This window comes from Kitasatospora mediocidica KCTC 9733 (genome assembly GCF_000744225.1).
Taxonomy (GTDB): Bacteria; Actinomycetota; Actinomycetes; order Streptomycetales; family Streptomycetaceae; genus Kitasatospora; species Kitasatospora mediocidica.
This window is the reverse complement of record NZ_JQLN01000003.1, coordinates 100,020-121,206: the sequence shown is the minus strand read 5'-3', so window position 1 is coordinate 121,206 and position 21,187 is coordinate 100,020. Positions and strand designations below refer to the sequence as shown.

Annotated in this window: 18 protein-coding genes; 11 read left to right on the top strand and 7 right to left on the bottom strand. The window is 73.1% G+C overall.

The window, feature by feature from the left end:
* Window positions 1-37: 37 nt before the first annotated feature.
* On the top strand, window positions 38-919 hold the full coding sequence (locus BS80_RS05960; protein WP_051966151.1) for an FHA domain-containing protein: 882 nt from the start codon (window positions 38-40) through the stop codon (window positions 917-919).
* Between the two features lie 3 nt (window positions 920-922).
* Here the strand turns inward: BS80_RS05960 and BS80_RS05955 are convergent, their stop codons facing one another.
* Window positions 923-1,762 (bottom strand): YhjD/YihY/BrkB family envelope integrity protein, encoded by an 840-nt coding sequence (locus BS80_RS05955; RefSeq protein WP_063771908.1) that lies wholly within the window; start codon window positions 1,760-1,762, stop codon window positions 923-925.
* A 210-nt stretch (window positions 1,763-1,972) separates the two neighbouring features.
* On the opposite strand from BS80_RS05955, the gene BS80_RS05950 reads away from it, so the two are divergent.
* On the top strand, window positions 1,973-2,329 hold the full coding sequence (locus BS80_RS05950) for a VOC family protein (RefSeq protein ID WP_035794099.1): 357 nt from the start codon (window positions 1,973-1,975) through the stop codon (window positions 2,327-2,329).
* A gap of 51 nt (window positions 2,330-2,380) precedes the next feature.
* Here the strand turns inward: BS80_RS05950 and BS80_RS05945 are convergent, their stop codons facing one another.
* Entirely contained in the window at window positions 2,381-2,776 is a 396-nt protein-coding gene (locus tag BS80_RS05945) for a VOC family protein (RefSeq protein ID WP_035794098.1), read from the bottom strand.
* A 41-nt stretch (window positions 2,777-2,817) separates the two neighbouring features.
* Between BS80_RS05945 and BS80_RS05940 the strand changes: the two genes are divergently transcribed.
* Window positions 2,818-3,324, top strand: a complete 507-nt coding sequence (locus BS80_RS05940; RefSeq protein ID WP_035794097.1) for an NUDIX hydrolase — start codon at window positions 2,818-2,820, stop codon at window positions 3,322-3,324.
* Window positions 3,325-3,353: 29 nt separating this feature from the next.
* Here BS80_RS05940 and pdxR read toward each other — a convergent pair whose 3' ends face one another.
* Window positions 3,354-4,796 carry a MocR-like pyridoxine biosynthesis transcription factor PdxR gene (pdxR, locus tag BS80_RS05935; protein ID WP_035794096.1) on the bottom strand — a complete coding sequence of 481 codons (1,443 nt, stop codon included), beginning with the start codon at window positions 4,794-4,796 and terminating at the stop codon, window positions 3,354-3,356.
* A gap of 47 nt (window positions 4,797-4,843) precedes the next feature.
* Between pdxR and BS80_RS05930 the strand changes: the two genes are divergently transcribed.
* The 8 genes from BS80_RS05930 (at window position 4,844) to BS80_RS05895 (ending at window position 16,371) form a co-directional block, all read left to right on the top strand.
* Complete coding sequence (locus tag BS80_RS05930) at window positions 4,844-5,332, top strand: carboxymuconolactone decarboxylase family protein (protein WP_035794095.1); 489 nt, start codon at window positions 4,844-4,846, stop codon at window positions 5,330-5,332.
* Window positions 5,333-5,367: 35 nt separating this feature from the next.
* Window positions 5,368-6,342, top strand: a complete 975-nt coding sequence (locus BS80_RS05925; protein ID WP_035794094.1) for a magnesium transporter CorA family protein — start codon at window positions 5,368-5,370, stop codon at window positions 6,340-6,342.
* A gap of 96 nt (window positions 6,343-6,438) precedes the next feature.
* A complete protein-coding gene (locus BS80_RS05920; protein ID WP_332262157.1) occupies window positions 6,439-7,290 on the top strand; it encodes an ABC transporter ATP-binding protein in 852 nt (283 codons plus the stop codon).
* Window positions 7,287-8,390 carry an ABC transporter permease gene (locus tag BS80_RS05915; protein WP_051966149.1) on the top strand — a complete coding sequence of 368 codons (1,104 nt, stop codon included), beginning with the start codon at window positions 7,287-7,289 and terminating at the stop codon, window positions 8,388-8,390. Before BS80_RS05920 ends, BS80_RS05915 begins: the two co-directional genes overlap by 4 nt.
* A 79-nt stretch (window positions 8,391-8,469) precedes the next feature.
* Window positions 8,470-8,874, top strand: a complete 405-nt coding sequence (locus BS80_RS05910; protein ID WP_035794092.1) for a globin — start codon at window positions 8,470-8,472, stop codon at window positions 8,872-8,874.
* 194 nt (window positions 8,875-9,068) lie between these two features.
* Window positions 9,069-12,413: an FtsX-like permease family protein gene (locus BS80_RS05905; RefSeq protein ID WP_035794091.1), complete on the top strand. Its 3,345-nt coding sequence runs from the start codon at window positions 9,069-9,071 to the stop codon at window positions 12,411-12,413.
* Window positions 12,410-15,379 (top strand): FtsX-like permease family protein, encoded by a 2,970-nt coding sequence (locus BS80_RS05900; RefSeq protein WP_035794090.1) that lies wholly within the window; start codon window positions 12,410-12,412, stop codon window positions 15,377-15,379. Before BS80_RS05905 ends, BS80_RS05900 begins: the two co-directional genes overlap by 4 nt.
* Window positions 15,376-16,371, top strand: a complete 996-nt coding sequence (locus BS80_RS05895; protein WP_408607346.1) for an ABC transporter ATP-binding protein — start codon at window positions 15,376-15,378, stop codon at window positions 16,369-16,371. Before BS80_RS05900 ends, BS80_RS05895 begins: the two co-directional genes overlap by 4 nt.
* A 17-nt stretch (window positions 16,372-16,388) precedes the next feature.
* On the opposite strand, the gene BS80_RS05890 is transcribed toward BS80_RS05895, so the two are convergent.
* The 4 genes from BS80_RS05890 to BS80_RS05875 form a co-directional block, all read right to left on the bottom strand.
* A complete protein-coding gene (locus BS80_RS05890) occupies window positions 16,389-17,099 on the bottom strand; it encodes a hypothetical protein (protein WP_035794089.1) in 711 nt (236 codons plus the stop codon).
* 94 nt (window positions 17,100-17,193) lie between these two features.
* Window positions 17,194-17,637 carry an acyl-CoA thioesterase gene (locus BS80_RS05885; protein ID WP_035794088.1) on the bottom strand — a complete coding sequence of 148 codons (444 nt, stop codon included), beginning with the start codon at window positions 17,635-17,637 and terminating at the stop codon, window positions 17,194-17,196.
* A 147-nt stretch (window positions 17,638-17,784) separates the two neighbouring features.
* A complete protein-coding gene (ettA, locus tag BS80_RS05880) occupies window positions 17,785-19,449 on the bottom strand; it encodes an energy-dependent translational throttle protein EttA (protein ID WP_035794087.1) in 1,665 nt (554 codons plus the stop codon).
* 326 nt (window positions 19,450-19,775) lie between these two features.
* Window positions 19,776-20,993 carry a thioester domain-containing protein gene (locus BS80_RS05875; RefSeq protein ID WP_051966147.1) on the bottom strand — a complete coding sequence of 406 codons (1,218 nt, stop codon included), beginning with the start codon at window positions 20,991-20,993 and terminating at the stop codon, window positions 19,776-19,778.
* Between the last annotated feature and the right edge of the window lie 194 nt (window positions 20,994-21,187).

Sequence of the window (21,187 nt, the reverse complement as noted above, 5' to 3'; positions counted from 1 at the left end):
GCACCTGCCGCCGATGCCCGGGGGGATGCCCGGCCCGATGAACGGGGGCCCGGGCCTGGGCGCGAGCCCGGTCGGCGGCATGACCGAGGGCCTGCTCACCTGCCCGATCTGCCGGACGCCGCAGACCGGGCGGTACTGCGAGGAGTGCGGGTACGACTACGACCTCGCCGCCCAGCAGGCGCCGTCCCCGCAGCAGCACCAGCAGCACCAGTACCAGCCGCAGCCGGCTCAGCAGCAGTACCAGCCGCCACAGCAGCAGCACGGGTACGAGTACCCGCCGCCCGCGCCCATGTCGCCTCCCCCGCCGCCCGCCCACCTGCCGCCGGCCCCCGGTTACGGCTACCCGCCGCAGCAGCAGCCGGAGCCGGAGCAGCAGTTGGGCCAGCAGCAGAACGGCTACGGCCGGCAACAGGCCCAGCAGCAGCCCGCGATGGGCGGCGGCGAGCCGTACCCGACCTCGTTCCACCTGCCCCCGCCGTCCCAGCCGGTGCGGCCCGAGCCGCCGGCCCGGTCCACCTGGATGGCCGTGGTCAGCGCCGACCGGGACTACTTCACCGACATGATGGCGCGAAGCGGGCCGGAGGCCTCCGGCCTCTTCTTCCCGCCGTACTGCCCCGAGCGGCGGATCCCGCTGACCGGCCGCGGCCAGCTGCGGATCGGCCGGCGCAGCCAGCACCGCGGCACCGTGCCGGAGATCGACCTGTCGGTGCCGCCGGAGGACCCGGGCGCCTCGCACCAGCACGCCCTCCTCGCCGAGCAGCCCGACGGCAGCTGGGTGCTGGTGGACCAGGACTCGACCAACGGCACCACGGTCAACGGCGGCGCCGAGCCGATCGCGCCGCACACGGCCGTCCCGCTGAACGACGGCGACCGGATCCACGTCGGTGCCTGGACCACGATCACCCTGCACCGCGCGTAGGGCTCAGCCGGTTCCGGGGGTCCCGTCCTGCTGGACGGGACCCCCTTCGCGCTGTTCCTGCTGTTCCTGCTCTTCCTCCCAGCGGACCTGCCCCACCAGTGCGCCCGCGAACACCGTGAAACCCACGCCGATCAGCCACGACTGCACCACCAGCACCGTGCCGATCGCCCCGTAGGAGAGCGCGCTGGAGATGATCAGCGGCGAGAAGACCAGCCACGAGAACACCCGCAGCCCCACCAGCGCGAGCACCGTCGCGCACGCCCCCGGGAACAGCGCGCGCCACCCCACCCGCCCGCTCAGCAGCAGCCGCTGGAGCCACCAGAAGAACAGCACCCCGACGACCAGCGTCCAGGTCAGCCCCAGCCACGGCTGGACCACCTGCCCCCGCCACGGCGTGCCCGCCCAGGAGGCGGCCAGCAGGTAGGCCGTCAGCCCGGCCAGGCCGAGCGTCTGGCGCCAGGCCGAGTGCCAGGGGGCGCCCTTCAGCCGCCAGATGCGCTCGTAGCCGTTCTGCACCGCGGCCAGGAACGAGACCCCGAAGAAGGCCACCGCCGCGAGGCTGAGCGCCGTGGTCGTGCTCAGCACGTTCCGGGGGGAGGAGAAGAGCTGGCGGACCGCGTCGGCCGACCGTCCCGACACCCCGAGCCCGTCCACCATCCACCCCGCGAACCCGGGACCGCGTCCCGGCGAGGCGGCCGCCACCACGATCAACAGCGGCACCAGGGTCACGAACCCGAGCGCCGCGAACCCCAGCGCCCGGTGCATCAGCTCCAGCTCCTGCCCGCGTGCCCACACCCGCCGCCCCAGCACACTCAGCGTCGAGCCCAAGGACGTGCCGGCCATGGCACCCACCACCTCCGCCTCGTAGTCCGCAGCCCACAGACTCGCAGCACCCCCCGGGCCCACGACAGCCCCCGCGCCGTGCGGGGGCGCCGTGGTGCCCCGGTCTGTCCCGTCGTCCGATCGCCCGGCCGGCGCTGGCGCAACGGATCACCGGTGTGGTGGGCTGGGGGCGGCAGCCGACGAGACCGGCGAACTCCCGCAGGAGGACTGGTGTTCCGATCCGTGCGAAGCGTCATGGTGTTCACTCCCGACCCCGAACGGGCGGCCCGCTGGTGGGCCGACGTCCTGGAAACGGACGTCCACCTCGACCGCGACGGCGAGTCCGTGTTCGCCTGGCTGGACATCGCCGACACCGAGTTCGCCTTCCGCCCCGCCGACGACGCTCGCAACCCGCGCGGCAGCAGCCCCGTCCCGTACTGGTCCGTCGACGACCTCAGCTCGGCCCGCACCCGTCTGCTCACCGCCGGGTGCACCCACCACCGCGGCCCCCTCGAAGTCGGCCCCGACCGCCGGATCTGCCAGCTCGTCGACCCCTTCGGCACCGTCATCGGCCTCGACGGCCCCTGACCTCCCGTCAACCCACCGACAGTCCGCGCAGCGCAGGCTGCCTCGCCGGGGTCACCAGCTGCGGGCGCAGAGCACCAGGCGGTAGCCGTCGGGGTCGGCGACGGTGACGCCGTGCTGGTCCCAGTAGGGGTTGTGGGCGGTCACGCGGGTACCGCCGGAGCTGATCAGACGGTCGGTCAGGTCATCGGTGACGGGTTCGCCCAGGTAGACGACGAAGAGGTCGTCCACGGTGGGGGTGGGGGTCAGCGGCCGCTCGGGATCGCGGGTCAGCTCGAAGTGCCAACTCCCGCCGGACGGGCCGACCATGAGCAGGTCGTGCTCGCCCGGGACACGCTCGGTGGTACGCCACAGGACGGCCAGGCCGAGCCCGTCGACGTAGAAGCGCTCGGCGGCGGCGAGGTCGCGCGAGGGGCGGGCGATACGGACGTGCGTCTTCGGATCGATCATGACCGGAGAGCTTAGGGCCTGCGCGGGATAGGGTCGGCGGTATGCCGACTCCCCCCTTCATCGCCGAGCTGCGCACGCTGATCGGTACGCGTCCGCTCTGGCTGTCCTGTGCCATCGCCGTCGTTCTCGACGACGACCGCCGACTGCTGCTGGGCCGGCGCGCGGACACCGGCGCCTGGGCGCTGCCCGGCGGGATCATCGACCCGGCCGAGGAGCCGGCCGACGCCGCCGTCCGGGAGTGCTTCGAGGAGACCGGGGTGATCGCCGTCCCGCAGTCGCTGACCTCGGTGAGCGTCTCGCCGTTGACCACGTACGCGAACGGCGACCAGACCCGCTACCTCGAACTCACCTTCCGCTGCACGGCGGTCGGCGGCCGGGCCCGGGTGAACGACTCGGAGTCGCTGGAGGTGGCCTGGTACCCGCTGGACGCCCTGCCCGAGCTGGACGCCCGCGACCTGACCCGGCTCGCGCAGGCCCTGGAGGGCGGTGGCGAGACGGCCTTCACCTTCTCCGGGCTGGCCGAGGTGCTGCCCCCCGACGCCGGCTGACGCCTGCTCAGACCTCCTCAGGTCTGCTGTCAGCCGGGCGGCAGCGCGCGGCACAGCGCCTCCAGTGCCGCGCCGTACGCGTGGTCCGGCGCGGCGGCGTAGCCGACCACCAGGCCGTCGGCGGCGGTCGGCGCGGCGTCCGGGTGGCGGAAGGCGGCCAGGCCGTCGAGCGCGAGGCCCTGCCGGGCGGCGGCCTCCAGCGTGCGGCGCTCGCTGCCGGGCGGCAGGCGCAGCACGGCATGCAGGCCGGCGGCGATGCCGGTGGGGACGACGTGCGGGACGTGTGCAGCGAGCGCCGCCACCAGCCGGTCGCGGCGCCCGCGGTAGTGCTGGCGCATCCGGCGGACGTGGCGGTCGTAGTGGCCCGAGTCGATGAAGTCGGCGAGGGTGAGCTGGTCGAGCGCACTCGCCCAGGCCTCCCGTTCGCCCTTTGCGGCCAGCACCACGTCGACCAGGTGCTCGGGCAGGACCATCCAGCCCAGCCGCAGCGCCGGGGTCAGGCTCTTGCTGACCGAGCCGAGCTGGACGACCCGCTCGGGGTCCAACCCCTGGAGGGCGCCGACTGGTTCGCGGTCGTAGCGGAAGTCGCCGTCGTAGTCGTCCTCGACGACCAGCCCGTCGCGGGCGCGGGCCCGGTCGACGACGGCGGCGCGCCGCTCGGGGTGCAGCGCGGCGCCGGTCGGGAACTGGTGGGCGGGCGTGAGCAGCACGTTCCGCACGCTGGCCGCCTCCGGTACCCGGGCGCCGTGGTCGTCCACCTCCAGGGGCACCGTGCGGATCGCGGCGGCCGCCAGGATCGAGCGGTGGAAGGGGAGCCCGTACGCCTCGACGGCCAGCGGTCCGCGGAGCACCCCGCCGGCGAACAGCAGCCGCAGTGCGTGGGCGACGCCCGAGCAGACCACGATCCGCTCGGGCGTGGTGCGCACGCCGCGGGCGCGGGCCAGGTAGTCGGCCAGCGCGCGGCGCAGCTCGATCCGCCCCTGCGGGTCGCCGGGGCCGAACGCCTCGTGCGGAGCGGCGTTCAGGGCGCGGCGGGCGGCGCTCAGCCAGGCGGCGCGCGGGAAGGAGGCGGCGTCCGGCCGGCCCTGCCGCAGGTCGTGCCGGGGGTCGTGCCGAGGGGCGGCGTCAGAAGTCGGCCGGGTCGACGTCTGCCGCAGCCCAGGCCGCGGCTCACGCCCCCGGACGACCGGCTCGGCGCGCTGCGCCACGCGGGTGCCGGAGCCCTGCCGCGCGGTCAGCCAGCCCTCGGCGACCAGCTCGGCGTAGGCCTCGGCCACCGTGTTCCGGGCCAGGCCGAGGTCCGCGGCCAGCGAGCGGTAGGCCGGCAGGCGGGTGCCGGGCGCCAGCCGGCCGTCCCGCACGGCGTCGCGCAGCGCGCGCCCGAGGACGGCCCGGCGGCTGCCCGCGCCGGACAGCTCCAGGTGCAGGTCGACACCGATCCGCTGCGCCGAATTGACCCATGATTCCGCCATGGAAATGCACCCTATCCAAGGTCGCCGAGCGCCGTAGATTCGTCCTCATGACGACCACCAACACCACCAACGCCACCAACGCCGCCCGCGTCGACTTCGCCCAGACCGCCCCGAAGGCCTACCGGGCCCTGCTCGGCCTCGACGCCGCCGCCCGCGAGGGCCTGGACCCGGCGCTGGCCGAACTGGTCCGGATCCGCGCCTCCCAGCTCAACGGCTGCGCCTACTGCCTGCACCTGCACACCTCCGACGCCCGCAAGGCCGGCGAGAGCGACGAGCGGCTGCACCTGGTCGCGCTCTGGCGGGAGGCCGCGCACTTCTTCACGCCCGAGGAGCAGGCCGCCCTCGCGCTGACCGAGGCCGTCACCCTGGTCGCCCACGACGGCGTCCCGGACGAGGTCTACGCCCGTGCCGCCGCGCACTTCCCCGAGCCCGAACTCGGCCGGCTGCTGGCGCTGATCGTCACCATCAACACCTGGAACCGGATCGCCCTCGCCACCGCCAAGGTGCCCGGCACGGACCTGCGCCCAGGCCGCTGACGAAGGCCGCAGAATGGCTGGTTACCCTGTCCCGCATGGCTAGAACCAGGCTCTACCGCAACGGCAACCTCGAGCTCGAGGACTTCCCCGTCGAGGACATCTCGGAGTACGTGTCCGACCCGTCGGCGCTGGTCTGGCTGGACCTGTGCGCGCCCGGGCCCGAGGACCTCGCGATGATCAGCGAGGAGTTCGGCCTGCACGCGCTGGCCGTGGAGGACGCCCGCAACGAGCACCAGCGCCCCAAGCTGGACCGCTACCGCACGCACTCCTTCCTGAGCGCCTACCTGATCCGCACCGACCAGGAGAGCGGCGTCCTGACGCCGAGCGAGGTCTCGGCGTTCATCACCGACACCGCGCTGATCACCGTCCGCAAGGACCCCGGCTTCGACATCGAGCAGGTGGTGGCCCGCTGGGACGAGACCCCGGACCTGGTCAAGCACGGGGTCGGCTTCCTGCTGTACGGCCTGCTCGACTTCGTCGTCGACAGCCACTTCGCCGCCGTCCAGGACCTCGACGACCGGATAGAGGAGGTCGAGGACATGCTGTTCGAGGACAGCAGCAAGGAGATCGAGTCGGTCCAGCGCCGCTCGTTCGAACTGCGCAAGAGCCTGGTGCGGCTGCGCCGGGTCGTCCTGCCGATGCGCGAGGTGGTGAACAGCCTGCTCCGCCGCGACCTGCACATCGTCGCCGAGCCGCTGCTGCCCTACTACCAGGACATCTACGACCACGTCCTGCGCGCCACCGAGTGGACCGAGTCACTGCGCGACATGGTCACCTCGATCATGGAGACCAACCTCACCGTCCAGGGCAACCGGATGAACCTGATCATGAAGAAGGTCACCAGCTGGGCCTCGGTCATCGCCGTGCCCACCGCGATCACCGGCTTCTACGGCCAGAACGTCCCCTACCCGGGCTTCGGCGCGCAATGGGGCTTCTACGTCTCCACGGGGGCCACCGTCGTCATTTCCGCAATTCTTTACGTCAGCTTCAAGCGCAAGGACTGGATCTGACGGGCCCTGGCTCCTCTAAGGTCTGGGCTTATGACAACTGCAATATCCGCTGACGGGATCCGGAAGCGGTACGGGGATGTCCAGGCTGTCGACGGTGTGTCACTCACCGTCGAGACTGGCGAGTTCTACGGTCTGCTCGGCCCCAACGGCGCCGGCAAGACCACCACACTGGAAATCCTGGAGGGGATCCGCGAGCCCGACGAGGGCCGTGTCGAATTGCTGGGAATGGCGCCCTGGCCGCGCAACAAGGCACTCCTGCCGCGCATCGGGGTGCAGTTCCAGGCCTCCGCGTTCTTCGACAAGCTGACGGCGCGGGAGACCATCCGCACCTTCGCCTCCTTCTACGGCGTCGGCTCCAAGCGGGCGGACGCGATGCTGGAGCGGGTCGGGCTGACCGACTCCGCCGGCATCCTGACCGACAAGATGTCCGGCGGCCAGGCGCAGCGGCTCTCGATCGCCTGCGCACTGGCCCACGACCCCGAACTGGTCTTCCTGGACGAGCCGACCACCGGCCTCGACCCGCAGGCCCGCCGCAACCTCTGGGACCTGCTGCGGGACATCAACGCCGAGGGCCGCACGGTCGTCCTGACGACCCATTACCTGGACGAGGCGGAGATCCTCTGCGACCGCGTCTCGGTGATGGACCACGGCAAGGTACTGCGCACCGGCGCACCGGCCGCGCTGGTCCGGGACCTGGACGACACCGTGCGGGTCAGCGTCGAGTCCGGCCAGCTGAGCGCCGACGCGGCCCGCGAGCTGTTCACCGCGGGCGGCGCGGAGATCGCCAACCTGGAGGACAACGGGGTCTCGCTCTCGGTCTCCACCAGGGCTCCGGGACCGATCCTCACCGTGCTGGCCGAGCAGGGCGCCCTGCGCGGCCTCGAAGTGCGCGGTGCCACCCTGGAGGACGTCTTCCTCCACCTGACCGGACGGGAGTACCGGGCATGAGCACTCCCTCCCCCGAGGCCGGCAGGGAACGGGCCAGCGCGTTCCTCAACCTGTCGCGCGTGATGATCGTGGCGTTCGTCCGGGACCGGATGGCGCTCTTCTTCGTCCTGCTCATGCCGCTGATCTTCCTGGTGATGTTCGGCTTCCTCTTCAAGAGCGCCACCAGCCCGCACGTCAAGGTCGCCCAGTTCGGACCGGTGCAGGTGCTGGACGGCGTCCAGGGCCAGGACCGGGTGAACCTGGAGAAGGTGCTCACCATCACCCGGGTCACCGACGAGGCGGCCGGCCTGGAGAAGGTGCGCAAGGGCACCCTGGACGCGCTGGTCGAGGACGGCCCGGACGGCCAGCCGGTGCTGCACTTCAGCTCCTCGGACCAGGTCAAGGCCGGCGGCGTGCAGGCCGTGCTGAACTCCGTCGTCCAGCAGGCCAACCAGGACGCCACCCACCAGGACGCGAAGTACACGCTCACGGCCAGGCCCGTCGAGGACAACTCGCTCAAGCCGATCCAGTTCCTCACCCCCGGCCTGCTCGGCTGGGCGATCGCCACCGGTGCGATCTTCGGCGCCTCGCTCACCCTGGTGAACTGGCGCAAGAAGCGGGTGCTGCGGCGGCTGCGGCTGGCGCCGGTGAGCGTGGCGGCGGTGGTCGGCTCGCGGGTGGCGGTCAGCCTGCTGGTCGCTCTGACCCAGACGGCGATCTTCCTCGCGGTGGCCACCACCCCGGTGTTCGGGCTGAAGCTGACCGGCGACTGGTGGCTGGTGGTGCCGCTGGTGCTCTGCGCGACCATCGCCTTCATGTCGATCGGACTGGTCACCGGCGCCTTCGCGAAGACCGAGGAGGCGGCCAACGGGATGAACCAGCTGATCATCCTGCCGATGTCCTTCCTCTCCGGCTCGTTCTTCCCGCTGGACGGCTCGCCGGGCTGGCTGCAGGGCCTGTCCAAGGTGTTCCCGCTGCACTACCTGGTCACCGCCTCCCAGTCGGTGCTCAGCCGCGGCGGCGGGGTGACGGACGCGCTGCCGGCGATGGGCGGGCTGCTCGCCTTCGCCGCCGTGATGACGCTCATCGCGCTGCGTCTGTTCAGCTGGGACGACGCGTAGCGGCAGGGTCGCACGCGGGCGGGGTCGTACGTCGGAAGTCCCGGTGTACGGCCCCGCAGGCGTCTGCGACGATGGTCGGGTGAACGAGATCCAGCCGGGAACGGTGCAAGAGGAGAGCTTCTTCGAGGCGGTCGGCGGCGAGAGCGTCTTCCGCCGGCTGGTGCACCGCTTCTACCAGGGGGTGGCCCAGGACGAGCTGTTGCGGCCGATGTACCCGGAGGAGGACCTCGGTCCGGCCGAGGAGCGGCTCACGCTGTTCCTGATGCAGTACTGGGGCGGCCCGCGCACGTACAGCGAGCAGCGCGGCCACCCGCGGCTGCGGATGCGGCACGCGCCGTTCCGGGTCGACCAGGCCGCGCACGACGCCTGGCTGCACCACATGCGGGTCGCGGTGGACGAGTTGGCGCTCGCTCCGGAGGCCGAGCGGCAGCTCTGGGACTACCTCACCTATGCCGCAGCGTCGATGGTCAACTCCGCCGGGTAGTCGCCGATCGGTGACGCCCTCGGGCGGGAAGTGCCCTTTGGGACACTCTTCAAACCAGCCTCTTCCAGCCACGTTCGCGCTCTGAGAGCATCGCCCGATATCCGGTGCGCATGTCCCGCACGGCGGAGCCCGGTCGGGCTGCGGTTCTGCGAACCTCCGCGCGCCGGCACGGCTACGGGGAGGGGACTGACGCGATGGGCGGCTTCGTCCTGCGCAGACTGCGCAGTCGACTGGCCCTGGCGGGTGCCGCGTTGCTCACCGTCCTGCTGACGGCGGGAGTGCTCAGCGCGCTCAGCGCCTTCGACAGCGGTGTCGGCGACGCCGGTCTGCGGCGGGCGCTGTCCACCGGCGACCGGGGGCGGGCGGCCGTCCTGGCGAGCGCGACAGTGCCGCTCGGCGGGCGGGCGGACGCCGACCACAAGGCACACCAGCTGGCCACCGAGCTCTTCGGCAGCCATGCCGCCCCGGTCACCGAACTCGCCGTCAGCAACCCGTACGCACTGCCGCCCACCACCGGCCCGGCCACCGACTTCCCCGACCTCACCATCCTCGCCTCGCTGGACCCCGCACACGTCCGGCTGACCTCCGGGCGCCTGCCCGCGCACGCCGCGGGCAACGGCGCGCCGACCCAGGTCGCCGTCCCCGACATCGCGCTGGCCCGGCTCGGCCTGAAGCCCCAGACGCTGCCGGCCACCCTGCACCTCACCGACCGCTACAGCGGCGCCGACCTGGCCGTCACCGTCACCGGCAGCTACCGCCCGCTGGACGACGGCGACCCGTACTGGCAGCTGGACCCGCTCGGCGGCCACGGCCTCCAGGTCAGCGGCTTCACCGACTACGGCCCGCTGCTCGCCGACGACAGCGCCTTCACCGGCGGCGCCGCCACCCAGCACGACCTGCACTGGCTGATCACCGCGGACTTCAGCCGGATCGGGACCGCCGACCTGGACGCGCTGCGCGCCCGGGTCGCCACCGGAACCGCCGACGCCCAGGCCGACTTCGGCCTGCAGGCCACCAGCGCGCTGCCGCAGGCCCTGGACGACCTGCGCTCCGGCCTGCTGGTGGCCCGCTCCACCCTGCTGATCGGCGCGCTGCAACTGGTGGTCCTGGCCGGCGCCGCGCTGCTGCTGGTCACCCGGCTGCTGAGCGAACGTCAGCAGGCCGAGAACGCGCTGCTCACCGCACGCGGCGCGGCCCGGCGCAGGATGGTCGCGCTGAGCGCCGCCGAGGCCGCCCTGCTCGCGCTGCCCGCCGTCCTGTTCGGACCGCTGCTCACCCCGCCGCTGTTCGGCCTGCTCTGCTCGTACGGCCCGCTGGCCGGCGCCGGGGTGCGGCTCGGCAACGGCCTGGCGCTGCGCGACTGGATCGTGTCACTGGCCGTCGGCTGCTGCTGCGTGGTCGCGGTGCTGGCGCCCACCGCGCTGCGGGCGGCCGCCTCGGTCGCGCTGCGGCGGGCGGGCCGGCGCCAGGCGCTGGTCTCCGGGCTGGCCCGCTCCGGCGCCGACCTGGCGCTGATCGCGCTGGCCGTCCTCGCCTACCTCCAACTCGCCCACTACAGCGGCGGCGGGCTCTCCGCCGACGCCGGTGGCCGGCTCGGCATCGACCCGGTGCTGGTCAGTGCCCCCACCCTGGTGCTCTGCGCGGGCACCCTGCTGGTGCTGCGGGTGCTGCCGCCGCTGGCCCGGATCGGCGAACGGCTGGCCGGCCGGGGCCGCGGGCTGGCCGCCGCGCTGGCCGGCTGGCAGTTCGCCCGCCGGCCCGCGCGGCAGTCCGGCCCGGCGCTGCTGCTGGTACTCGCCGTCTCGATGGGCATGCTGGCGATAGGTCAGGGCGCCACCTGGAACCGCTCACAGCGCGACCAGGCCGACAGCGCGACGGCCGGCGGCCTGCGAGTGACCAGCACCGAACTCCCCTCGCTCGGCCAGGGCGGCGTGCTCGGCGCGCTGCCCGGCGGCGATCGGGTGCTCCCGGTCTCGCGGCAGCAACTGCCGTTGAAGAACGGCAAGATCGGCACGCTGCTCGCGCTGGACAGCGCCCAGGCCGCCCGGTACGTCCGGGTCCGCCCGGACCTGACGCAGGGCCGCACCCCGGCCCAGCTGTTCGGGCCGCTGGCCACGCCGACGCCCGCTGCGACGGCCGGCGGGATCGTCCTGCCGGGCCGGCCGGTCCGGATCGACCTGGACGTCTCGGTGCGGATCACCGAGTCGGACAGCCCGTTCGATCGGGGATCCTCGCAGGACGACACCCCCGCGCCGGGTCCGTCCCTGCGGCTGGAGCTGCGCGACCGCTTCGGGGTGCCGTACGACGTGGCGGTCCCGGCCCTGCCGCACAACGGCGACGCGACGGTCTCGGTCGACCTCGGTCCCCTCCTCGGCCTGCCGCTGGGCGCCGCCGCCTACCCGCTCACCCTGACCGGGGCCGAGACCAGCTACCAGGAGCAGGACCGCAGCGCGTTCAGCCTGGACCTGACCCTGCGCCGGATCGCCACCGCGGACACGCCGACCGGGCCGGCCGGCACCGCCACCCCGACCGCCGACCTGCGGTGGTCGGTGCACTGCGTCGGCCCGTCGAGCAGCCGCGTGGACGAGGCCGACACCGCCGCCCATCTGGACCAGATCAGCGCGCAGGCCCCGGTGAGCCTGCACTACAGCGCCGGCGTGGGCGACCAGAGCGGCACTGCGGTGATCGGCGCCGCCGGCCCGGACGGCGGCCCGCTGCCCGTCCCGAGCACCCTGGACGCCGTCGCCACCGAGGACTACCTGCGCGCCACCGGGACAGCGGTCGGCCAGATCGTGCCCGTCCAGTTCGGCCTCAGCACCCTGCGGTTCCACCTGGTCGCCGCCGTCCGCGGTCTGCCCACCCTGAACGGCGAGGAGCCCGGCGGCACCGGCGCCGGGCTGCTGGCCGACCTCGCCTCGATCGACCGGATCCTCACCGCCGCCCGCCAGCCGGCGTTCACCGCGACCGAGTGGTGGCTGCCCGGCGACAGCCCCACCGACCCACGGCCGGCCCGGGCCGCCGCCGCGCTGCGGTCGGGCAGCACCTCCACGGTGTTCCAGGTCGACGCCGAGCAGGTCGCGGCGCTGCGGACCGACCCGCTGGGCGCGGCACCGCAGGGCGCCCTGCTCGCCCTCAGCGTGATCGCCGCCACCCTCGCCGCGATCGGCTTCGCCGCCGGGGCGGCCGGCACGGCCGGCGAACGCGCCGCGGAGTTCGCGGTGCTGCGCGCGCTCGGCACCCCGCAGCGCCGGCTGGCCAGGATCACCGCCGCCGAACAGACGCTGGTGATCCTGCTCGGGCTGGGCGTCGGCGCGGGGCTCGGGGTGCTGCTGGTGCGCTTGGTGGTCCCGCTCGTGGTGCTCACCCCGACCGCGCACCGGCCGGTTCCCGCGGTCCTGGTGCAGCTGCCGCCCGGCCAGGTCGCCCTGCTCCTGCTCGCGGTCGCCGCGCTGCCGGTCCTGCTGACCCTGCGGGCCGTGCTCAAGCCGACCCGCGCGGCCGACACCGCCGCCCGGTTGCGCTACTCGGAGGACACATGAACCCGCTGAAGCCATCCGCGCGCACCGCGGCCCCCTGGGTACGCACGCGGCTGCGCACCAGCCGGGCCGCCGCGCTACTGCTGGCCGTCCTGGTCCTCGGCACCGCCTTCCTGGCCGCCGCGCTCCCCCGGACGCTGGACCGCGACGCGGACCGGGCGGTCGACGGGCTGCTGAGCAACGCGGGCCCGCTCCCGCGCAGCCTGGTGGGCCGCACGACCATGCCCCACGCGGGTGACCCGGACCCCGGCCGGCTGCGTGCCTACTACAACGACGCCCGCCTCACCGCCGGCGCGCAGGCGATCCGCGCCGACCTCAGCGCCCCGCTGCGCCCGGCCCCGGCCTCCGCGGACGCCGTCGGCGGGCGCACCACGGGCGCCCGGTCGCTGACCGACGCCGCCCTGCCGCGCCCCGGCGGGATCGCGCCCGAACTGAGCCTGGCCTACCTGCAGGGGCAGGCCGACCAGGTCCACCTGATCGCCGGGACCCTGCCGACCGACCCACCGACCGTCAACGCCTACGGCTACTCCACGCGCTACCAGATCGCGCTGTCCAAGGAGACGGCCGACCGGTTCGGCGTCACCGTGGGCGCCGACCTCAGCACCGCCTCGCAGAGCCCGTCGATGGACGTCGGCGCGCCCATCGTGCACGCCGTGGTGGTCGGGATCTTCCAGCCCACCGACGCCGCGAGCGACTTCTGGAGCGCCACGGCCTGTCTGACCGGCCCCTGCCTGCGGATGAAGTCCCACCCACCCGACCTGCCCAGCCCCTACTGGACCGCGACCGCGCTGGTCGGTGCGTCCGAGCTCCCGCTGCTGACCTTCTGGCAGGGTGACGCGGAGCTGTTCTGGCAGATCTCGGCCGACCCGCACAGCCTGCCCGCGCACCGGCTCGGCCAGGCACAGTCGGTGGTCTCCTCGGCGCTGGACGGCGCCCGGGCGGACGCCCTGCCGCAGCAGTCCGGCGTCCCCGAGCTGCGTCTCACCTCGATGCTGCCCGGACTGCTGACGCAGGCGCAGCAGGAGCAGTCGGCCGCGGCGGCGCTCTACGCGATCGGTCCGCTGGGCGCGGGCGCCGTCGCCCTGGTGGTCCTGCTGCTGGCCGCCGGGCTGGCCGCCGACCGGCGACGGGCCGAGCTCTCGCTCGCCCGGGCCCGTGGTGGCTCGCTGCGCGGCATCGGCGCCCGGCTCCTGGGGGAGAGCGCGGTGGCGGTGCTGCCGGCCGCGGTGGCGGGCACCGCGCTGGCCCTGCGGCTGCTGCCGACCCAGCGATGGACGGCAGCGGTGCTGGCCGGCGGCGCGGTCGGCCTGCTGGCGCTGCTGGCCTTTCCGCTGCGCGCGGTCGGCCTGCTCTGGGCCGGCCGGCTGCGGCGCGGTGCGGGCGGCGGCGCCCGGCCCGGCCGTTCCGGGCGTTCCCGGCTGCGGCTCGGGGATCCACGGCGGGTGATCGCCGAGACGGTGGTGCTGGTCGTGGCCACGGCGGCCGTACTGGCGGTGCGCCGGCGCGGCGCGGCCGCGCCCGGCACCAGCCTGGACCTGCTGCTGAGCGCGGCTCCGCTGCTGCTGGCCCTGGTCGGGGCGCTCGTGCTGGCCCGGCTGTTCCCCCTGCTGCTCGCACCGGCCGCACGCTGGGCACGGCGCCGGCCCGGGGCGATCGGGTTCATCGGCCTGGCCCGGATCGCTCGCGGCTCGGGCGGCGGCCGTCGCACCCCGACCGTCCTTCCGCTGCTGGCGCTGCTGCTGGCAGTCACCACGGCCGGCTTCGGCGTCACCGTGCTCGCCTCGGCCGACGCCGGGCGCATCGCGGGGGTGCGTCAACTCGTCGGCGGGGACGCCCAGGTGAACGCGGTGCGGCCGGACGGGCTGCCCTCGGGCTTCGCCGCGGCGGCTGCCGCACTGCCCGGTGTGCGCGGCGGAACCGCCGCGGTGGTGGACCTGATCGCCCCGGTCGGCCCGAGCGCGGGGGTGACCATGGTGATCATCGACCCGACGTCCTACGCGGCGCTGGCCCAGCACATCGGCATCGGACGGTTCGACCCGGCGGTGTTCTCCGACGCGGGCTCCGCGCCCGGCGACCCGGTGGCCGCACTCGCCAGCCCGAGCCTGGCCGCGCGCCTGGGCGACGGCCTGAACTTCGCCGAACTCCCGGTTCCGTACGGCCGGCTGAGCCTGAAGGTGGTCGGCACGGTGGACGGTACGCCGGCCCTGCCGGACGGCGGCGGCGGACAGCCGATCCTGCTGATCTCCGGCCCGGCCGTCGTGCGCCAGCTGCCGAACGCCAAACCGCTGTGGGACAACCCGACCACCTGGTTCGGAACCGGTGACGGCCTGGAGGCCGGACCGCTGCGGGCTCTGCTCGGCAAGCTCGACGCGGGCCGGCCGGCCCCCGCGACGGACCCGACGGCGGCCGGACCGGCCGGCGGCACCGCCCCGGCGGGCACGCCCGGCACCCCGTCGGCGGACAAGGCGTTCGCGGACTCCTCGTACTCCATCCTCACCCGCGCCAGCTACGCCCGGCTGCTGAGCGCCGACCCGCTGGAACGCGCGGCCACCCGGCTGTTCTGGGGTTCGGTGGGCGGCGCGGCCGGCTTCACCGTGCTGTCCCTGCTGCTCACCCTGCTCCGCGCGGCACCCGAACGGGCCGCGCTGCTGGCCCGGTTGCGCACCATGGGCCTGCGACCCCGGCAGGGCCTGGCACTGATCCTGATCGAGGCCCTGCCGCAGGCCCTGATCGCGGCGCTGGCCGGGGCGGCGATCGCCTTCCTGACCGTGCCGCTGCTCGGCGGGTCGATCGACCTGTCGGCGATGGAGGGCACCACCGTGGCCGGCGCCCTGCACCCGGCGGTGCTCCCGGTGCTCCAACAGGCGGCGGGACTGGCCGCGCTGGCCGTTCTGGTGGTGTGCGTGGAGACCGCGATCTCCGGGCGGCGGCAGATCAACACCGAACTGAGAGCAGGTGAACACCAGTGAGCGACACCGACCACAGCACGGTGGGCCATGAGCCCACGTACCAGGAACTCCAGCGGCGCGCCCAGGCCTCCCGGCACGTCCCCGAGCACAGCCACGACGCCGTCATCACCTGCGACCGCCTGGTCCGCATCTTCAGCACCGACAGCGTCGAGGTCCAGGCACTCCAGGGCCTGGACCTGACGGTCACCCAGGGCGACCTGGTCGCCCTGGTCGGCGCCTCCGGCAGCGGCAAGTCCACCCTGCTCAACATCCTGGCCGGCCTGGACACCCCGACGGCCGGCTCCGCCACCGTGGACGGCAACGACCTGCTGCACCTGACCTCGCGCCAGCGGCTCGACTACCGGCGCCGCACCATCGGATTCGTCTGGCAGCAGACCGCCCGCAACCTGATGCCCTTCCTGACGGCCGCGCAGAACGTCACCCTGCCGATGCAGCTCAACGGCACGCGTTTCAGCCCCGGTCTCAGCAAGCGGCGCGGCACCCGCACCAACGAGCTGCTGGAGACCCTCGGGATCGCCCACCTCGCCCACCGCAGGCCCGCCCAGCTCTCCGGCGGTGAGCAGCAGCGGGTGGCGATCGCCGTCGCGATGGCCAACAACCCGGCGCTGCTCCTCGCCGACGAGCCGACCGGCGAGCTCGACAGCGAGACCGCCGACGCGATCTTCCAGGCGTTCCGCACCGTCAACCGGGAGCTCGGCGTCACCATCGTCATCGTCACGCACGACCCGATGGTGGCCGGCGAGGTGCGGCGCACCGTCGCGATCCGCGACGGGCGCACCAGCACCGAGATCCTGCGCCACACCCACACCGGCGAGGACGGCGCGCAGAGCACCAGCCACACCGAGTACGCCATGCTCGACCGCAGCGGGCGCGTCCAGCTGCCCCGGGAGTTCCTCGACGCCCTCGGCATCGAGCACCGCGTCGCGCTCAACCTCGGCAGCGACCACATCACCGTCCACCCGCACAACGAGCAGCGGGCCCAGCGGCCGTAGCGCGGCTGCGGTAGCCGTTAGGCCATCAGGGGCGTCAGGCCCAGGCCCGCGCCCGGGGCCGCCGCGGCGCGCACCGCGACGGAGCCGTGCGGTGCGTTCAGCCGCAGCCAGCCCCCGGCGCGATGCGCGGAGAGCGGCACGCCGGGGTGCAGGAACCCGATCACGTACGCCGCGTGGGCCGCCCGCAACGGCAGCGCGGGCACGGCGTCCAGCGGGCGCGCCCAGATCTCGTCGGCCAGCTCGTCGAGCACCGCGCGACTGCGGTGCTGCTCCGGGACGGCCGCGCTGCGCTCCTTGAACTCCCGCACACCAGACATCAGTTGAGGGAAGATCTGATCGGCGGCCAGCTCGCCGAGCGGCTTCCAGCCGGTCCGCGGCGGGAGCAGGCCGGCCCACGCCGGACCGGTGACGGACGTGGGCACCGCGACCGTGCCGCCGTCCTCGTCCACTCCCTCCAGCAACTGGCCGGCCGAGACCGTGAGATCGGCCGCCGCCGTGAGGGAGGCCAGCCGGGCGGTGCGCACCGCGACCGCCCCGGCCGTGCCGAGCGGCAGCCGCCCGAACACCGCCAGCACGCCGGCGCCCTGCTGCGCCTCGCCCGCGTCCCCGGGGACCGCCTGGAGCCGGACGGCCGCCGCACGGTCGAAGCGCAGCAGACGCCCCAGGAAGGCGGCGAGGTCGGCCGCCTCCGCGGGGTCCGCTAGGGCGAGTGCGGCAGGGCTGGTCACAGGGCGCTCACTTCGTTCGGTGCGACGACAGGGACAGCGGGGCGACACGACAGGACGACACGACAGGACGACACGGCGGCGGAGGACCACCGGCTCAGGCAGCCGTGCGGAGCTCCTCGCTCACCAGGAACCGGCCCAGGAACTCGCGCTCCACCGGGCTGATCCGCCGCGGCCGGCCGGCCGCCAGGTCGTAGGGCACGACCACGCTGGACGCCCGCACGTACACCCGCTCGACGCCGTCCTCGTCGGTGTCCTTCACCTCGTAGGCGACGGTCACCGAGGCACCACCGATCCTGGTCACCCAGGTCTCGATGGTCACCGGCGTGGGCCGGTGCACCAGCGGCAGCTTGTAGTCGATCTCGTGCCGGGCGACCACCGAGCCGCCGGCGAACTCGCCCGCCCCGGCCTCGGCGGCCTGGGTGAACATGAAGTCGATCCGGGCTTCCTCCAGGTAGCGCAGGAAGACCACGTTGTTGACGTGACCGAAGGCGTCCATGTCGGACCACCGCATCGGGCAGGCATAGATGTGGCGTGCCACGACAGTTCTCCTTCTCTTTCCCCCTGGTTTTCACTACCAGGCGTGACGGGCGTCGGCCCGGCAGGCCGCCTGGTGGGGCGCCCTGCCGGGCCGTTGCCGCTCGGACGGCACTCGCCGTCCGCACCGTTGACCGGCTGGGTCAGCCGATCAGCCGCGGGTCAGCTTCTTGTAGGTCGCGCGGTGCGGGCGAGCCGCGTCGACACCCAGCCGCTCGATCTTGTTCTTCTCGTACGACTCGAAGTTGCCCTCGAACCAGAACCACTTGCTCTCACCCTCGTAGGCGAGGATGTGGGTGGTCACCCGGTCCAGGAACCACCGGTCGTGGGAGATCACCACGGCGCAGCCCGGGAACTCCAGCAGAGCGTTCTCCAGCGAGGAGAGCGTCTCGACGTCGAGGTCGTTGGTGGGCTCGTCGAGGAGCAGCAGGTTGCCGCCCTGCTTGAGGGTGAGCGCCAGGTTGAGGCGGTTGCGCTCACCGCCGGACAGGATGCCGGCCCGCTTCTGCTGGTCCGGACCCTTGAAGCCGAACGCCGAGACGTAGGCGCGCGAGGGCATCTCGACCTGGCCGACGTTGATCCAGTCGAGCTCGTCGGAGACCACGGCCCACAGCGACTTCTGCGGGTCGATGTTGGCGCGGCTCTGGTCGACGTAGCTGGTCTTGACCGTCTCGCCGACCTTGATGCTGCCGCCGTCCGGAGCCTCCTCGCCCAGCAGCATCTTGAACAGCGTGGTCTTGCCGGCGCCGTTGGGGCCGATCACGCCGACGATGCCGTTGCGCGGGAGGGTGAAGCTGAGGTCGTCGATCAGGATCTTGTCGCCGAAGGCCTTGGTGAGGTTGTTGACCTCGACGACGATGCTGCCCAGGCGCGGGCCCGGCGGGATCTGGATCTCCTCGAAGTCCAGCTTCCGCATCTTGTCCGCCTCGGCCGCCATCTCCTCGTAGCGCGCGAGACGGGCCTTCGACTTGACCTGGCGGCCCTTGGCGTTGGACCGGACCCACTCAAGCTCTTCCTTGAGGCGCTTGGCGCGCTTCTGGTCCTTCTGGCCCTCGACCTTGAGACGCGCCTGCTTGGTCTCCAGGTACGTGGAGTAGTTGCCCTCGTACGGGTAGGTGCGCCCGCGGTCGATCTCCAGGATCCACTCCGCGACGTGGTCCAGGAAGTACCGGTCGTGGGTGACGGCGACAACGGTGCCGGTGTACTTGGCCAGGTGCTGCTCCAACCAGTTCACCGACTCGGCGTCGAGGTGGTTGGTGGGCTCGTCGAGGAGCAGCAGGTCGGGGGCCTCGAGCAGCAGCTTGCACAGCGCGACGCGGCGACGCTCACCACCGGAGAGCTTGGTCACCGGCCAGTCACCGGGCGGGCAGCCCAGCGCGTCCATGGCCTGCTCCAGCTGGGCGTCGAGGTCCCAGGCGTTCGCGTGGTCCAGCTTCTCCTGGAGCACGCCCATCTCGTCCAGCAGCGCGTCGGAGTAGTCGGTCGCCATCAGCTCGGCGATCTCGTTGAACCGGTCGAGCTGGCCCTTGACCTCCTTGACGCCGTCCTGGACGTTCTCCAGGACCGTCTTGGACTCGTCGAGCGGGGGCTCCTGGAGGAGCATGCCGACGCTGTAGCCGGGCGAGAGGTAGGCCTCGCCGTTGGAGGGCTGCTCCAGGCCGGCCATCATCTTGAGCACGGTGGACTTACCGGCGCCGTTGGGGCCGACAACGCCGATCTTCGCTCCGGGGAGGAAGTTGAGCGTCACGTCGTCAAGGATGACCTTGTCGCCGTGTGCCTTGCGCACCTTGCGCATGGTGTAGATGAATTCCGCCACGTGAGATCGCTCCGGCGTCGTCGAGGAGTAAGTCGAGGAGTATTCAGGCTTGCAGCGTTCCATTGTGCCGCACCGGGGCTCCCCTACCGAACCCCCGCCCTGCCCGCCACCCCGCATCGCACCGCCCGGCGGCCCCAACTGCGGTGGTACGACGGCGGCCCGGAGCGCCCCACTCAGGGAGTGGAGCGGTCCGGGCCGCCGACTTGCCGGGTTGCACGGCCTCTGGAGGCCGCGCAACCCGTCCTGCTCTGTCCAGCGATCGATCACCGCTGGTGGATCGCCACTGACCGGTCACGACCGGTCACGACCGGTCGATCCCTGAGTGATCAGGCCGCGGTGCGACCGTGGCGACCACGGCGACGCATCGCGAACACCGCGCCACCGCCGGCCAGCACCAGCGCACCGGCGATACCGGCGATCATCGGAGCCTGGCTGCCACCACCGGTGAAGGCGAGACCGCCCGCGGCGGGGGTGGAGCTGGCGGACGGGACCGGAGCGGCCGAGCGGCTCGGGGAGCTGCTGGGCGTCGCCGGGGCGCTCGCACTGGGGGTGGACGACGGCTTGGTGGCCGACGGCGTCGGGCTCGGCGAGGTCGGCGTGACGACCGCGGTCCAGCTCGCGCTGGCCGTGGCCTGGACCGTCTCGGTCGAGCTACCGGCCAGGATCAGGGTCTGGCTGTGGTTGCTCGGGGTGTAGTTCAGGCTGATGAAGGCCCGGCCGAGCTCGACCGCGGTGGTGCTCGACGCGTTGACCGTGGCCTTGCCCGCGGCAGCGGCGGCCGGCGCCTTCACGAAGAGCTGGTCGTTCGACTTCGCGGGCTTGAGGAGCTTGCCGTCCGAGCCGCTGAGCACGGTGCCGGACTTGTCCGTCAGGACGACGCCGGTCTTGGCGGACGCCGCGTCCAGCGCGACGTCGACCTGGCCGCCACTGCTGTTGACGGTGATCGGGCCGAGGCCCACACCGGCGGTGCCGCTGACCGTGCCCGGCGTCAGCGTGAGCGACGGCGCCGGCTCGGTCTCGTCGACCGCGTGGCCGATGAGGTAGGTCGTCAGGAGCTTGGCCTTCGGGTCCAGCGGGGACGCGTCCACGCCGTCGGAGAAGTGCCAGATCGCCGCCTGGGTGGCCGCCGCCGCCTGACCGGAGTCGAGGCTCTCGGCGCCGGCCTCCTTGGCGAGGGCGCTCAGGTCGCTGACGTGGGGGTAGGAGTTCTGGAGGATCCAGAGGACCTTGCCCTTGTTCGGGTTGGTGTCCAGGGAGGTGGCCTTCCAGTCAGCCTCCTGGTACTTCGCGTGCGGCTTCGTCTCGTGGGTGAGGTCGATGCAGTACGTCTCGAGGAACTTGCCGGGATCCGTGTCGAGCTGGATCAGACCGCCGGCAGTGTCGCCCTTGTCCCCGTTGATGCTGATCGGGCCACTCTGACCCGGAATCAGCTCGGGCTCGTGGAGAGTGGCGACCGCACCGGAGCCGGTGCCGGTGCCGCTGTCCGCGACGGCCGCACCCGCCATGGCCAGGCCGCTACCGACCGCCACGCCGGACGCGAGCATGACAGTGGCTATGCGGGAGATTCCCCGCCGTTGCATGTGGAACATTGACTGATACCCCTCCGGGCAGGGCCGCGCCCTGACGGCCCGCCGCGCATTTTCGCGCTCCGTGTGGCGCTGCTGCACTTATGTGAACCAGACGCATCATATTGATTGCGGGAGGCATGCAAACCTCCGTGTCAAACGGGGACGATTCC